14 protein-coding genes and 1 pseudogene are annotated in these 13,153 nt (G+C 70.5%); 7 read left to right on the top strand and 8 right to left on the bottom strand.

Features of this window, described 5'->3' with window-relative positions; genetic code table 11:
- Positions 1-249: 249 nt before the first annotated feature.
- Positions 250-891: a DNA-3-methyladenine glycosylase gene (locus M8J74_RS41575; RefSeq protein WP_249841359.1), complete on the bottom strand. Its 642-nt coding sequence runs from the start codon at positions 889-891 to the stop codon at positions 250-252.
- Between the two features lie 146 nt (positions 892-1,037).
- Here M8J74_RS41575 and M8J74_RS41570 point away from each other — a divergent pair, with 146 nt between their 5' ends.
- From M8J74_RS41570 to M8J74_RS41560, 3 genes are all read left to right on the top strand, one after another.
- Positions 1,038-1,820: a sporulation protein gene (locus tag M8J74_RS41570; RefSeq protein WP_058926179.1), complete on the top strand. Its 783-nt coding sequence runs from the start codon at positions 1,038-1,040 to the stop codon at positions 1,818-1,820.
- A gap of 43 nt (positions 1,821-1,863) precedes the next feature.
- On the top strand, positions 1,864-2,403 hold the full coding sequence (locus M8J74_RS41565) for a YbhB/YbcL family Raf kinase inhibitor-like protein (protein WP_249841358.1): 540 nt from the start codon (positions 1,864-1,866) through the stop codon (positions 2,401-2,403).
- A 143-nt stretch (positions 2,404-2,546) separates the two neighbouring features.
- A complete protein-coding gene (locus M8J74_RS41560) occupies positions 2,547-3,053 on the top strand; it encodes an HNH endonuclease (RefSeq protein ID WP_249841357.1) in 507 nt (168 codons plus the stop codon).
- A gap of 71 nt (positions 3,054-3,124) precedes the next feature.
- Here the strand turns inward: M8J74_RS41560 and M8J74_RS41555 are convergent, their stop codons facing one another.
- The 3 genes and pseudogenes from M8J74_RS41555 to M8J74_RS41545 all read right to left on the bottom strand — a co-directional run.
- Positions 3,125-4,072: an SPFH domain-containing protein gene (locus M8J74_RS41555; RefSeq protein WP_058926177.1), complete on the bottom strand. Its 948-nt coding sequence runs from the start codon at positions 4,070-4,072 to the stop codon at positions 3,125-3,127.
- 131 nt (positions 4,073-4,203) lie between these two features.
- Positions 4,204-4,635 carry an NfeD family protein gene (locus M8J74_RS41550; RefSeq protein ID WP_249841356.1) on the bottom strand — a complete coding sequence of 144 codons (432 nt, stop codon included), beginning with the start codon at positions 4,633-4,635 and terminating at the stop codon, positions 4,204-4,206.
- A 316-nt stretch (positions 4,636-4,951) separates the two neighbouring features.
- A pseudogene (locus M8J74_RS41545) lies at positions 4,952-5,482 on the bottom strand (ABC transporter ATP-binding protein); the annotation flags it as partial.
- A gap of 143 nt (positions 5,483-5,625) precedes the next feature.
- On the opposite strand from M8J74_RS41545, the gene M8J74_RS41540 reads away from it, so the two are divergent.
- A complete protein-coding gene (locus tag M8J74_RS41540; protein ID WP_249841354.1) occupies positions 5,626-6,414 on the top strand; it encodes an Rv1486c family protein in 789 nt (262 codons plus the stop codon).
- 79 nt (positions 6,415-6,493) lie between these two features.
- Here M8J74_RS41540 and chpE read toward each other — a convergent pair whose 3' ends face one another.
- From chpE to M8J74_RS41525, 3 genes are all read right to left on the bottom strand, one after another.
- Positions 6,494-6,742 carry a chaplin ChpE gene (gene chpE / locus M8J74_RS41535; RefSeq protein ID WP_058926173.1) on the bottom strand — a complete coding sequence of 83 codons (249 nt, stop codon included), beginning with the start codon at positions 6,740-6,742 and terminating at the stop codon, positions 6,494-6,496.
- Positions 6,743-6,911: 169 nt separating this feature from the next.
- Positions 6,912-7,553 (bottom strand): response regulator, encoded by a 642-nt coding sequence (locus M8J74_RS41530; RefSeq protein ID WP_058926172.1) that lies wholly within the window; start codon positions 7,551-7,553, stop codon positions 6,912-6,914.
- The gene (locus tag M8J74_RS41525; protein WP_249841353.1) at positions 7,546-8,691 is read right to left on the bottom strand and encodes a GAF domain-containing sensor histidine kinase; all 1,146 of its coding nucleotides are present in this window, start codon (positions 8,689-8,691) and stop codon (positions 7,546-7,548) included. Before M8J74_RS41525 ends, M8J74_RS41530 begins: the two co-directional genes overlap by 8 nt.
- Before the next feature lie 225 nt (positions 8,692-8,916).
- On the opposite strand from M8J74_RS41525, the gene M8J74_RS41520 reads away from it, so the two are divergent.
- The 3 genes from M8J74_RS41520 to M8J74_RS41510 all read left to right on the top strand — a co-directional run bounded on the left by M8J74_RS41520 (position 8,917) and on the right by M8J74_RS41510 (position 11,788).
- Complete coding sequence (locus tag M8J74_RS41520) at positions 8,917-9,615, top strand: SDR family NAD(P)-dependent oxidoreductase (RefSeq protein WP_249841352.1); 699 nt, start codon at positions 8,917-8,919, stop codon at positions 9,613-9,615.
- Positions 9,612-10,736, top strand: a complete 1,125-nt coding sequence (locus M8J74_RS41515; RefSeq protein ID WP_249841351.1) for an S-adenosylmethionine:tRNA ribosyltransferase-isomerase — start codon at positions 9,612-9,614, stop codon at positions 10,734-10,736. The genes M8J74_RS41520 and M8J74_RS41515 overlap by 4 nt, the downstream gene beginning before the upstream one ends.
- A 299-nt stretch (positions 10,737-11,035) precedes the next feature.
- Positions 11,036-11,788 (top strand): transglycosylase SLT domain-containing protein, encoded by a 753-nt coding sequence (locus M8J74_RS41510; RefSeq protein WP_249841350.1) that lies wholly within the window; start codon positions 11,036-11,038, stop codon positions 11,786-11,788.
- 80 nt (positions 11,789-11,868) lie between these two features.
- Here M8J74_RS41510 and M8J74_RS41505 read toward each other — a convergent pair.
- Positions 11,869-13,153, bottom strand: a 1,285-nt coding sequence (locus M8J74_RS41505) for an ABC transporter permease (RefSeq protein ID WP_249841349.1), incomplete at its 5' end; no start/stop codon positions are given.

The following is a 13,153-nucleotide window of genomic DNA, read 5'->3' as shown; positions in this document are numbered from 1 at the left end:
CCGACTCTATCAGATCCTTTCGGGCCTGATTCCCTGCCGGCGGGGCCTTTCGACATTCACTACGTTAGCCGATCCCTCCGGGAAACTCATAATCGAGTTCCGCGAGTTCGAATTCAGGCATGAAGACATGACGAATTCGACCCCGCCAGGGGTTGATCGTAGGTAGTGGTTTGGCCGCTTCCGGCTGCTGGCGAACGCCGTACCCGGTTCAAGCGGCTCGGGCTACATTACGCACCTCGCAAGGGCGCGTCAACTTCGGCGGCGCCTGGGCACGTGGGCCCGATAGGGGCTCACCGTCGGATCGTCCGCGACCCAGAAGCGCCAGGGGTGGACACCCCCTTCACCTGCGACGCCGGTCCGCGGGCCGTTGACTACCTGGTCGGACCCGACGGCGGTGCCGGTCAGCATCCTCAGGGGGGTCTCGCCGACGGCGCACGCGTCCGTGCCGTCCAGGGCGCGGTCGACGCCCAGGGCCGTGGCCAGGCGTGCCGGGCCTTTGGCCAGTTCCCTGTCGTTCCGGGCCGAGAGTCGACGTTTGCGGGCGTGCTCGGCGCCCTCGACGACCTCGCCGGCCCGCAGCAGGACCGCGCTCGCCCGGCCCTCGGGACCGCACACCAGGTTCATGCAGAACCACATGCCGTAGGTGAAGTAGACGTACACATGGCCGGGCGGACCGAACATCACGTCGTTGCGGGCGGTGCGGCCCCGATAGGCGTGGGAGCCGGGGTCGTTCGGGCCGTCGTAGGCCTCCACCTCCGTGAGGCGGACGGCGATCGGGCCGTCGGGGGTCGTACGGACCAGGATGCGGCCGAGGAGGTCCGGGGCTACTTCCAGGACGGGGCGGTCGAAGAACTCCCTGGGGAGTGGCGTACGGTCCGTGGGCGCGATCATGCCGTCCGAGGGTAGTCCAGGCGGGTGGATGCCAAGGGCTGGTCAAGGTTCCGTCTCCTTGCGAGGGTGTGGGGCGGAACCGGCCGTGCCCGGATCGCGTTTACAGGGATCAAGGGTCCGCACGCACCGCACGTAGAGGGAGAGACATGGGGTTCAAGAAGCTGCTCGCGAGTCTGGGGGCCGGTGGGGCTTCGGTCGAGACGGTGCTGACCGAGGTCAACACCGTTCCGGGCGGCGTCGTCCAGGGTGAGGTGCGGATCCAGGGCGGGTCCGTGAACCAGGAGATCGAGGGCCTGTCCGTGGGGCTGCAGGCCAAGGTCGAGGTCGAGAGCGGCGACGAGGAGTACAAGCAGAACATCGAGTTCACCAAGGTGCGGCTCGGTGGCGCCTTCGAGCTGCAGGCCGGGGCCGTGCACGCCGTGCCGTTCGGGCTGGAGATCCCGTGGGAGACGCCGATCACCATGATCGACGGGCAGGCGCTGCGCGGGATGAACATCGGTGTGACGACAGAGCTGGCGATCGCGCGGGCCATCGACTCCGGCGACCTGGACCCGATCAACGTGCACCCGCTGCCGGCGCAGAAGGCGATCCTGGACGCCTTCATCCAGCTGGGCTTCCGCTTCAAGAACGCGGACATGGAGCGCGGGCACATCCGCAACACGCGGCAGCGGCTGCCGTTCTACCAGGAGATCGAGTTCTACCCGCCGTCGCAGTACCGGGGGCTGAACCAGGTCGAGCTGAGCTTCGTGGCCGACGAGCACGCGATGGACGTCGTGCTGGAGATGGACAAGAAGCCGGGGCTGTTCAGCGAGGGCAGTGACACCTTCCGGTCGTTCCAGGTGGGGCTCAACGACTTCCACGGGACCGACTGGGCCGGCTACCTCAACCAGTGGCTGTCCGAGGTCGGCAGCAAGCGCAACTGGTTCTAGGCTCGGGAACCACTGATTCCGTAACCGATCAGGAGGTACCGAGGTGTCCGAGCTCAAGCGGCGGCCGCTCCCCCACGACTTCCACCCGCCCGTGCCGTCGTTCACGGTCACGAGTGAGGACGTGCGGGAAGGCGCCACGCTCAAGGACGCTCAGGTCTACGCGGCCGGGAACACCTCGCCGCATCTGCGGTGGGAGGGTTTCCCCGCCGAGACCAAGAGCTTCGCCGTCACCTGCTACGACCCCGACGCGCCGACGGGCAGCGGGTTCTGGCACTGGGTGGTGTTCGACATCCCGGCCTCCGTGACGGAGCTGCCGGTCGGTGCGGGCAGCGGCAAGTTCGAGGGGCTGCCCGACGGCGCGGTCCAGGCGCGCAACGACTACGGGTCCAAGGACTTCGGCGGTGCCGCTCCGCCCGCCGGGGACGGGCCGCACCGGTACGTGTTCACGGTGTACGCGGTGGATCAGGAGAAGCTCGGTCCGGACGCGGACGCGTCTCCGGCCGTCGTGGGCTTCAACCTGCGCTTCCACGCGATCGCCCGGGCGCATGTCGTCGGTGAGTACGAGGTGCCCGCCGAAGACTGACGTTCATGGAACGTTTGCCCGCCTCTGGTCTTGGAATTGATCAGAGGCGGGCATTTTTTATTGCGTTGTCCATCTCGGCGTGCCCGGCCAGAGTTGATCCAGCCCGCCGCGGGGTGGGCCGATTGCACGGGAGGTGGGCTGGAATGCGGGACACACTGGTTCTGAACGCGAGCTTCGAGCCGCTGTCGACGGTGACGTTGAACCGCGCCGTCGTGCTGGTGCTGCAGGACAAGGCCGTCGTCGAGCAGGCCCACCCCGAACTGCGCATGCGCGGTGCCGATGTGGACATACCGGCGCCGCGGGTGATCCGGTTGTGCCGGTACGTGAGGGTGCCGTTCCGAAGACAAGCGCCGTGGTCGAGGCGGGGGGTGCTGGTCAGGGACCGGCACCGGTGCGCGTACTGCGGGCGCAGGGCGACGACGGTGGACCATGTGGTGCCGCGGGCGCAGGGTGGTCAGGACTCCTGGCTGAACACGGTGGCCTCGTGCGCGGAGGACAATCACCGTAAGGCGGACCGGACTCCGGAGCAGGCGGGGATGCCGTTGCTGCGGCAGCCGTTCGAGCCGACTCCGGCCGATGCGATGCTGTTGGCTCTCGGCACCGAGGACTTCGACGCGCTGCCGGACTGGCTGGCGCGGGACGCGGCGTAGGGCGCAGGACGTGGAACTGGGGCCCGCCTCCTGAGGGAGGCGGGCCCCAGTCATGTGCCAGGGGGCCTACGTCAGTCGATCGACGGCTTCTCGCGGCGTTCGGTCGCCTTCTCCGAGCCGCCCCCTCCGCCCGAACCGCCGCCCATGGGGCCGAAGTTGCCCATGGCGCCGGACAGGCCCTTGAGGGCGTCGCCGATCTCGCTGGGCACGATCCAGAGCTTGTTGGCGTCGCCCTCGGCGATCTTCGGGAGCATCTGGAGGTACTGGTAGGAAAGGAGCTTCTGGTCCGGGTCGCCGGCGTGGATGGCCTCGAAGACGGTGCGGACGGCCTGGGCCTCGCCCTCGGCGCGCAGGGCGGCGGCCTTGGCCTCACCCTCGGCGCGCAGGATCTGGGACTGCTTCTCACCTTCGGCGGTGAGGATGGCGGCCTGGCGCGTACCTTCGGCGGTGAGGATCGCGGCGCGCTTGTCACGGTCGGCGCGCATCTGCTTCTCCATCGAGTCCTGGATGGAGGTGGGCGGTTCGATCGCCTTGAGTTCGACGCGGTTGACGCGGATGCCCCACTTGCCGGTGGCTTCGTCGAGGACGCCGCGCAGGGCCGCGTTGATCTCCTCGCGGGAGGTCAGGGTCCGCTCCAGGTCCATGCCACCGATGATGTTGCGGAGTGTGGTGACGGTGAGCTGCTCGATGGCCTGGATGTAGCTGGCGACCTCGTAGGTCGCGGCCCGCGCGTCGGTCACCTGGTAGTAGATGACCGTGTCGATGTTCACGACCAGGTTGTCCTGGGTGATCACCGGCTGCGGCGGGAACGGGACGACCTGTTCGCGCAGGTCGATGCGGTTGCGGATGGTGTCGATGAACGGGACCACGATGTTGAGGCCCGCGTTGAGTGTCCGCGTGTAGCGGCCGAAGCGCTCGACGATGGCCGCGCTGGCCTGTGGGATGACTTGGATTGTCCTGATCAGGGCGATGAAGACCAACACCACCAGGATGATCAGGACGATGATGACCGGTTCCATCGTCGTTCCCCGTACCCTTCTCCGCCTCGGCGCTCTCGGAAGATCTTATGGTTGTTGAAGATCTTGCTGGTCGAGTCTGACAGACCGTCGTACAACTCGTGGGCTGTTCGTATCAGTTGAGTCCTACGAGGTCAGATGACGATGGCGGTCGCTCCCTCGATCTCCACGACATCCACTTCCTGGCCTACTTCGTAGGCGCTTTCGGTGTCGAGGGCGCGGGCCGACCAGACCTCTCCGGCGAGCTTGATCCGGCCGCCGGAGCCGTCGACGCGCTCCAGTACGACGGCCTGCTTGCCCTTCAACGCGTCCACGCCTGTGGCGAGTTGGGGGCGCTGTGCGCTGTGCCGGAGCGCGATGGGCCGTACCACGGCGATGAGTGCGACCGAGACGACGACGAAGGAGAGGACCTGGGCCACGACGCCGAAGCCCAGTCCGGCGAAGACCGCGGCGGCGACGGCGCCGACGGCGAGCATGCCGAACTCGGGCATCGCCGTGACCACGAGCGGAATTCCGAGCGCGGCCGCGCCGACGAGCCACCACACCCATGCGTCGATGTCGTTCACATGGTCATGGTATGACCGCAAGTCCCTTGACGGACAGGGCGCAAGGGGCTCAGGTCAGCGGCAGACCGCGCGCGGTCCAGCGGTCGCCGGCCTGTTCGACGACGAGCGGCAGGCCGAAGCAGAGGGAGAGGTTGCGGGAGGTGAGTTCGAGCTCCAGCGGACCGGCGGTGAGGACCTTGCCCTGACGGATCATCAGGACGTGGGTGAAGCCGGGGGCGATCTCCTCGACGTGGTGGGTGACCATGATCATCGAGGGGGCGATCGGGTCGCGGGCGAGGCGGCCGAGGCGGCGTACGAGGTCCTCGCGGCCGCCGAGGTCGAGGCCGGCGGCGGGCTCGTCGAGGAGGAGCAGCTCGGGGTCGGTCATCAGGGCGCGGGCGATGAGGGTGCGCTTGCGCTCGCCCTCGGAGAGGGTGCCGAACTTCCGGTCGAGGTAGTCGCTCATGCCCAGGCGGTCGAGGAAGGCGCGGGCACGCTGCTCGTCGATCTCCTCGTACTCCTCCTGCCAGCCGGCGGTCATGCCGTACGCGGCGGTGAGCACGGTCTGCAGGACGGTCTGGCGCTTGGGGAGCTTGTCGGCCATGGCGATGCCGGCCACGCCGATGCGGGGGCGCAGTTCGAAGACGTCGGTGCCGGGCTTGCCGAGGGTCTCGCCGAGGATGGTCGCGGTGCCCTTGCTGGGGTAGAGGTAGCTGGAGGCGACGTTGAGGAGGGTGGTCTTGCCCGCGCCGTTGGGGCCGAGGATGACCCAGCGCTCGCCTTCCTTGACCGACCAGGAGACCTGGTCCACCAGAGCCCGGCCCTCCCGGACCACGGATACGTCCTGAAGCTCCAGAACATCGCTCATGAGCGCGTTGTCTCCCCTTGCAGTGTGACCGGTCTCGGGTCGGCGTCTCGGCTGTCGCGTGCGCTTGTGGGCGCAGCCCTCGAAGAAATCTACGCCACTGGTCGGCCCCTCCATTCCATCGGTCCGGTCCTTAGGGTGGGGGCATGCTCTCGGAACCGCGCTCAGGACGCCTTGCCGCTTGGGGAAACGCCCTTTTGGCCGGACTTGTCTCTCCGGACGACGCCGTGCTCGCGATCGTCGGCGAGGACGCCGTGCACCGGATGGAAGGGCTGCCCGGTGAGCCGGGGCAGGTGGGGCTGACGCTGGGGCTGGGCCGGCTGCGGGCGCTGGGGGTGGCCGGTCTGCGGGTCGCGCTGCCGGCCCCGGGGCATCCGCTGGGGCTGAGCGGGCCGCCGGAGTTCAACGCGCGGGCGATGGACGCCGAGGAGGCGGTGGTCTGTCACGGCGCCGCGCTGGGGCTGGTGCCGGAGGTGTACGAGGCCGGTCCCGACGGTGATGTGCATGTCGAGGTGGTCTGGCACTGTCTGCCGGTGCGGGAGGCTCCCCCGGCCGACGTGCCGTCGCTCGGTGAGGCGGAGCGGGAGCTGGCGGAGGCGCTCCGGGAGGCGACGGAGGTGTTGTCGCGGCTGGACGTCGCCGGGTCGGGGCCGGTGGCGGAGGCGGCGATCGACGCGTACCGGGCGCGGGCCGAGCGAGGCCGGGAGGTGCTGGCGCCGGGGTATCCGCCGCGGGCGGTCCGCGTGCTGGAACTGGCGCAGCGGGTGGGGTTGCTGGTGTCCCTGGCCTACGGCAACGGTCATGGCGGCGCGGTGAGTTCGGCGGAGATGGGGGCGCGGGCGGAGGCGTTGCGGCCGGTGGAGCGGACGGCGCGCCGGGCCCAGGTCGCCGCGTACAACGCGTATGTGGAGGAGCGGGAGCGGGGCATGCGGTGAGTCCCGCCCCCTGACAGCCGGACGGCCTCCCGGGCTGGGCCCGGGAGGCCGGAGATCACCGCACGCCGTGGGGCGGACGTCAGTGGTTGACGCCCAGGTTGCCGAAGGCCGGGTTCAGCACGCCGATGACGTTGACGCTGTTGCCCACGGCGTTCACCGGGACGTGGACCGGTGCCTGAACGAGGTTGCCCGACAGCACGCCGGGCGAGCCCACGGCCTGGCCGTCGGCGTGCGAGCCGCCGGTGGTGGCGGAGGCCATCCCGGCTCCCGCGGCGATCAGACCGCCGGCCACCATCGTCACGGCCGCTGCCTTCTTCAGGTTCTTCACTTCTGAGTCCTCCTAGCGATGGCCGCGGCAGTCGCCGCAGCACGCACTGGAGAACGGCGACACCCCCCGGAGGTTGCGCCATTCGGGGGACATTCCCACGACGGTATGAATCTCGGTCCGGAGCGGGACGCTCCGTGTTGCCGTGCCGCACCGGCGCTCGCGCCGCGTTTCAGCCGGTCACACCGTGTCGTACGGCCCACAGCGCGGCCTGCGTCCGGTCCGCCAGGTCGAGCTTCATCAGGATGTTCGACACATGGGTCTTGACCGTCTTCTCGGACAGGACGAGGGTGCGGGCGATCTCGCGGTTGGACCGCCCGTCGGCTATCAGGCCGAGGACCTCGCGCTCCCGCTCGGTGAGCGACCCGGCTCGGCCCGGGGCGGAGTTCGCCTCCTCCTGGGACAGCAGGGCGAGCGCCACCTCGGGCTGCAGGAGGATGTGCCCGGCGTGCACCGAGCGGATGGCGCCGGCGAGGGCGTCGGGGTCCACGTCCTTGTAGACGTACCCGGCGGCGCCGGCGCGCAGGGCCGGCACCACCGTGCGCTGTTCGGTGAAGCTGGTGACGATCAGCACGCGCGCGGGGTTGTCCAGTTCCCGGAGCCTGCGCAGGGCGTCCACGCCGTCCATGCCCGGCATCTTGATGTCCATCAGGACGACGTCGGGCCTGAGCTCCTCGGCGCGGGCGATTCCCTCGGCACCGTCGGCGGCCTCGCCCACGACCTCGATGTCGTCCTGCACCTCGAGAAAGGTGCGCAGGCCGCGGCGGACCACCTGGTGGTCGTCGACGAGCAGCACCCTGATTGCGTCAGCCACCGGGGACCTCCATCTCGATCACGGTGCCTTTGCCGGGCGCCGATTCCACGGTCAGCCGGCCGCCGACCCCGCTGGTGCGGTCGCGCATGGACACCAGGCCGAGGTGGCGGCCGGCCCGCCGTATGCCGTGCGGGTCGAAGCCGGCGCCGTCGTCCGTCACCCGCAGGACCGCCGCCGTGCCGCGCCGGGTCAGGGTCACGTCCACATGATCGGCTCCGGAGTGCCGCAGCGCGTTGTGCAGGGCTTCCTGGGCGACGCGCAGGACCGCCTCCTCCTGGGCGGAGGGCAGGGCGCGCACCCCTTTGCTGTCGAAGCTCACGCGCGCGCTGTGGGCGCGGTCGAGGACCTGGATCTGGGTGCGCAGGGTGGCGACGAGGCCGTCCTCGTCGAGGGCGGCCGGGCGCAGCTCGACTACCGCGGCGCGCAGTTCGTCGGTGGCCTCGGCGGCGAGCGCGGCCACCTGCTGCAGCTCGCCCTTGGCGCGGGAGGGGTCGCGGTCCACCAGGGCGGCCGCGGCCTGGGCGGTCAGGCGCAGGGAGAAGAGTTTCTGGCTGACCGCGTCGTGCAGTTCGTGCGCGAGGCGGGAGCGCTCCTCGGCGATGGTCAGTTCGCGGCTGCGTTCGTACAGGCGGGCGTTGGTGAGGGCGATCGCCGCGTGCTGGGCGAGGATGGCGAGCAGTTCCTCGTCCTCCGCGGTGAAGCCGCAGCCGCCGCTGGGCCTGGAGCAGTTCTTGTTGGCCAGGAACAGGGCGCCGATGACCTCGTCGCCGTCCCGGACGGGCAGGCCCAGGAAGTCGGACATGTCGGGGTGGGCGGCGGGCCAGCCCTCGAAGCGGGGGTCCTTGCGCACGTCGGCCAGGCGCTCGACCTTGGCCTCCTGGAGCATGGCGGCGAGGATGCCGTGCTGGCGCGGGAGGGGGCCGATGGCCGCCCACTGGTCGGCGCTGACGCCGTCGACGACGAACTGGGCGAAGCCGCCGTGGTCGTCGGGGACGCCGAGTGCGGCGTACTGCGCGTCGAGCAGCTCGCGGGCCGAGGCGACGATCGTCTTGAGGACGTCGCGCACCTCGAGATGCCTGCTCATGGCCAGCAGCGCGGCGCTCACCGCTGCCAGGCCGGACCGGGGGCCTTGACTCATGACCTCACGGTACCGGCGGGGTGTGACAGCGCGGATCGGACCTGTGACGGCGGCAGCTGGGGCGGTGGGCCTAGGTCGCGCGGCGTAGGCCCGTCGCCCCCGACCGGCGGCTTAGGGCGAAGGGCCCCTCGCTTTGCGCCCCGCGTCCGAGGCGGGCCGGGCGGGCCGGTTCCTACGTTGAGGGCAGGCCGTCGCGGGACGGCTTCGACGAGGGGACGTGGAGTCATGCCGGTAGCGATCATCACGGGGGCGTCGAAGGGGCTGGGGCGGGCACTCGCCGGGGCCCTGGCCGCCCGGGGCTGGGACCTGGTGCTCGACGCGAGGACGACGGAGGTCCTGCGGGAGACGGCGGCGGAGCTGGAGGCACACGGCACGCGCGTGACGGCGGTGTCCGGGGACGTCACGGACGCCGGGCACCGGGCCGAGCTGGTGGCGGCGGCCGAGAAGCTGGGCGGCGTCGATCTGCTGGTGAGCAACGCGAGCGCGCTGGGCGCCGAGCCTCTCGTACGCCTGGACGCGCTGCCCCTGGAGGGGCTGCGGCGGGCGCTGGAGGTGAACGTGGTGGCCGCGCTGGGCCTGGTCCAGGAGGCGCTGCCGCTGCTGCGCGCGTCCGAGGCGGGCACGGTGATCACGGTCAGCTCGGACGCGGCCGCCGAAGCGTACGAGACGTGGGGCGGGTACGGGGCCTCCAAGGCGGCGCTGGACCATCTGGCGGCCGTGCTCGGCGAGGAGGAGCCGGGACTGCGGGTGTGGGCGGTGGACCCCGGGGACATGGCGACGGATCTGTACGCGGCCGCCGTACCGGACGACGACGATCCGCGGCCGGCGCCGGCCGGGGTGGTGCCGGCGTTCCTGCGGCTGCTGGACGAGCGCCCGGCGAGCGGGCGGTACGCGGCCCTCTCGCTGCTGGTGGAGGGGCGATGACGCTCGCGGTGAGGGTGCCTGAGGAGCTGTCGGCGCGTGTCCCGGCCGAGCAGCGCGGGCCGGGGCTGGACCGGGATGCCGTGCGGCTGCTGGTGTCGCGGGGGACGGAGGTGTCGCACCACGCGTTCAGGGAGCTGCCGGGCGTGCTGCGGGCCGGGGATCTGCTGGTGGTGAACACCTCCCCGACGCTGGCCGCCGCCGTGGACGGGCGGGTCGGCCACGCGCGCGTGGTGGTGCACTTCTCCACGCGCGGGGACGACGGGCGATGGGCGGTGGAGCTGCGGGAACCGGACGGGAGGGGCACCACGCGCCCGCTGGCGCCGGGGTGGACGCGGAGCGCTCCCTGGACGAAGGGGGCGGCAGGACCGGCGGGGACGGAGGTGCGGCTGCCCGGGGGTGTGCGGCTGGTCCTGGAGGAGCCGCTGAGCGCGCGGGGCGAGCGCCTGTGGTGGGCTCGGGCGGCCGGAGCCGGGGTTCCGGGGATGCTGCGGGAGCACGGCCGGCCGATCCGCTACTCCTACACGGAGCGGGATCAGCCGCTGTCGGTCTACCAGACGGTGTTCGCGCTGCCGGCGGCCGGCGGGGCGGGCAGCGCGGAGATGCCGAGCGCGGCGCGGCCCTTCACCGCGCGGCTGGTGGCGGAGCTGGTGAGCCGGGGCGTGCAGTTCGCCCCGATCACCCTGCACACGGGGGTGGCGTCGGCGGAGTCGCACGAGCCGCCGTATCCGGAGCGGTTCTCGGTGCCGGAGGCGTCGGCGCGGCTGATCAACGCGGCGCGAGCCGGGGACGGGCGGGTCGTGGCCGTGGGGACGACGGCCGTGCGGGCGGTGGAGTCGGCGGCCGGCGCCGACGGTGTCGTCCGCGCGTGTGAGGGGTGGACGGATCTCGTGGTCACCCCGGAGCGCGGGGTGCGGGTGGTGGACGGGCTGCTGACCGGGCTGCACGAGCCGGAGGCCTCGCATCTGCTGATGCTGCGGGCGGTGGCCGGGCGGGAGGCGGTGGACCGCGCGTACGAGGAGGCGCTGCGCGGGCGGTACCTGTGGCACGAGTTCGGCGACGTCCATCTCATCCTCCCGCGGGAGGACCCTCACGCACAGCATTGCGCCAGCAACTGTTGGTGAGGAAACCTCAGGGGCCATGTGAGCCCGCGCATAGGGCGCAGGTCACGTACGAAGGTGGGTAGGAGATGAAGACTCACGTGATGAGCGGCAGGGACGGTCCAGTCTGCCCCGATTTGCCCTTCCCTGATCCACTACCCGGGATCGTACGTCACATCTTTGCCTGGTGATTTTGCGGCCGCTAAGAATGGCAGCCGTCGCTCAGCGCCGCGGGTTCCGCCCGCGGCGTTCGTGCGGGAAGGACCCGAGTCCCCCGCAGGACGTCGAGCGACCTCCGCGCTATTCGAAGAGGTCCGTCTGTCATGCCCAAGAACACCAACACCCGCGGTCACAGTCGTGCGCTGACCCGCCACCACAAGATCGCGCTCGCCGGTGTCGCCACCCTCGGTGCCGCCGCCCTCGCCTTCTCCGCGGTGCCCAGCAGCGCCGAGACCACCACGAGTGAGGCCGCCTCCACGGCCAAGGTCGCCTACGGCACCGAGCAGATCAAGGACGTGAAGGCCAGCGTCACCGACCGGCTCGCCGTCGACAGCATCAAGGCCGAGACCGCCAAGGCGAAGGCCGACGCCCGCGCCAAGGCCGCCGCAGCGGCCGTCGCGAAGAAGAAGGCCGCCGCCGCGGCCGCCGCCAAGGCCGCCGCTCAGCGGAAGGCCGCGGCCGAGCGCCGGGCCAAGGAGGCCGCGAGCCGCTCCGCCAAGCGCGCCGCCGTGAAGAAGGCCGCCGTGAAGAGCTACGGCAACAACCTGAACGGCTGGATCAACCACGCCCTCGACATCATGCACAGCAAGGGCATCCCGGGTTCGTACAACGGTCTGTACCGCAACATCATGCGGGAGTCCTCGGGCAACCCGAACGCCATCAACAACTGGGACATCAACGCGATCAACGGCATCCCGTCGAAGGGCCTGCTGCAGGTCATCCCGCCGACCTTCACGGCCTACCACGTCGCCGGCACGTCCTGGAACATCTACGACCCGGTCGCCAACATCACCGCCGCCGCCAACTACGCGGCCGACAAGTACGGCACGATCGACAACGTCAACAGCGCGTACTGAGGTCAGCGCGGACCTCAGCCCGTGAACGCCGAAGGGCGGCACCTCCTGACGGGTGCCGCCCTTCGGGGTCGTTCAAGGCCCTACTTGCGCATGACCTCCGGCTCGTGGCGGCGCAGGAAGCGGGCCACGAAGAAGGCGCAGATCACGCCGAGGACGATCAGGGCGACCATGTCCAGGGTCCAGGCGCCGGCGCTGTGCGCCCACAGCGGGTCGTCGGGCTTGCCCTTGCCCGGCGGGGCGATCCGGTTGAAGTCCAGCGTGGCGCCCGCGGCACCGACGGCCCAGCGCGAGGGCATCAGGTACGAGAACTGGTTGACGCCGATCGCGCCGTTCAGCGCGAAGAGGCAGCCGGTGAAGACGACCTGGACGATCGCGAACATGACCAGCAGCGGCATGGTCTTCTCGGAGGTCTTCACCAGGGCGGAGATGATCAGGCCGAACATCATCGAGGTGAAGCCCAGCGCCATGATCGGCAGGCAGAGCTCGACGAGCACCGCGTTGCCGAGGACCACGCCCTTGTCCGGGACGGTGCGGCTGGCGAAGCCGATGACACCGACCATCAGACCCTGCAGGACCGTGATCACGCCGAGCACGAACACCTTGGACATCAGGTACGCGGAGCGGGACAGGCCCGTCGCGCGCTCCCGCTCGTAGATGACCCGTTCCTTGATCAGCTCACGGACGGAGTTGGCGGCGCCGGCGAAGCAGGCGCCGACCGCGAGGATCAGCAGCACCGTAGTGGCCGTGCCGTTCGGCACGGGCTGCTGCGTGGTCGGGTTGATCTCCGTGTTGACCAGCAGGTCCTTGCCCGAGTCGATGAGCAGGCTGACCGAGCCCAGGACCAGCGGCAGGATCACCGTCAGCGCCAGGAAGCCCTTGTCGGAGGCGATGACGGACATGTAGCGCCACACCAGCGTGCCGAACTGGCTCATCCAGCCCTGCGGCTTCGGCGGCTTCATCGCCTGCATCGGAGGCATCTGTACGGACTGCGGCGCAACGGCGTCGATGTCCGCGGCGTACATCTGGTAGTGCTGCGAGCCCTTCCAGCGTCCGGCCCAGTCGTAGTCGCGGTAGTTCTCGAAGGCGGAGAAGACGTCGGCCCAGGTGTCGTAGCCGAAGAAGTTCAGCGCCTCCTCGGGCGGGCCGAAGTAGGCGACCGCGCCGCCCGGGGCCATCACGAGCAGCTTGTCGCACAGGGCGAGCTCGGCCACGGAGTGGGTGACGACGAGGACCGTGCGGCCGTCGTCGGCGAGGCCGCGCAGCAGCTGCATGACATCGCGGTCCATGCCCGGGTCGAGACCCGAGGTCGGCTCGTCCAGGAAGATCAGGGACGGCTTGGTGAGCAGCTCCAGGGCCACCGAGACG

The sequence above is a fragment of the Streptomyces panaciradicis genome, from assembly GCF_023516615.1.
Classification (GTDB): Bacteria; Actinomycetota; Actinomycetes; order Streptomycetales; family Streptomycetaceae; genus Streptomyces; species Streptomyces panaciradicis.
Note: the sequence above shows the minus strand (reverse complement) of the source record. Positions and strands in the feature narration are given on the sequence as shown.

Coding starts and splice junctions, on each gene's coding strand:
- M8J74_RS41575 (WP_249841359.1), bottom strand. CDS start 891: ATGATCGCGCCCACGGACCGTACGCCACTCCCCAGGGAGTTCTTCGAC.
- M8J74_RS41570 (WP_058926179.1), top strand. CDS start 1,038: ATGGGGTTCAAGAAGCTGCTCGCGAGTCTGGGGGCCGGTGGGGCTTCG.
- M8J74_RS41560 (WP_249841357.1), top strand. CDS start 2,547: ATGCGGGACACACTGGTTCTGAACGCGAGCTTCGAGCCGCTGTCGACG.
- M8J74_RS41555 (WP_058926177.1), bottom strand. CDS start 4,072: ATGGAACCGGTCATCATCGTCCTGATCATCCTGGTGGTGTTGGTCTTC.
- M8J74_RS41540 (WP_249841354.1), top strand. CDS start 5,626: ATGCTCTCGGAACCGCGCTCAGGACGCCTTGCCGCTTGGGGAAACGCC.
- M8J74_RS41525 (WP_249841353.1), bottom strand. CDS start 8,691: ATGAGTCAAGGCCCCCGGTCCGGCCTGGCAGCGGTGAGCGCCGCGCTG.
- M8J74_RS41520 (WP_249841352.1), top strand. CDS start 8,917: ATGCCGGTAGCGATCATCACGGGGGCGTCGAAGGGGCTGGGGCGGGCA.
- M8J74_RS41515 (WP_249841351.1), top strand. CDS start 9,612: ATGACGCTCGCGGTGAGGGTGCCTGAGGAGCTGTCGGCGCGTGTCCCG.
- M8J74_RS41510 (WP_249841350.1), top strand. CDS start 11,036: ATGCCCAAGAACACCAACACCCGCGGTCACAGTCGTGCGCTGACCCGC.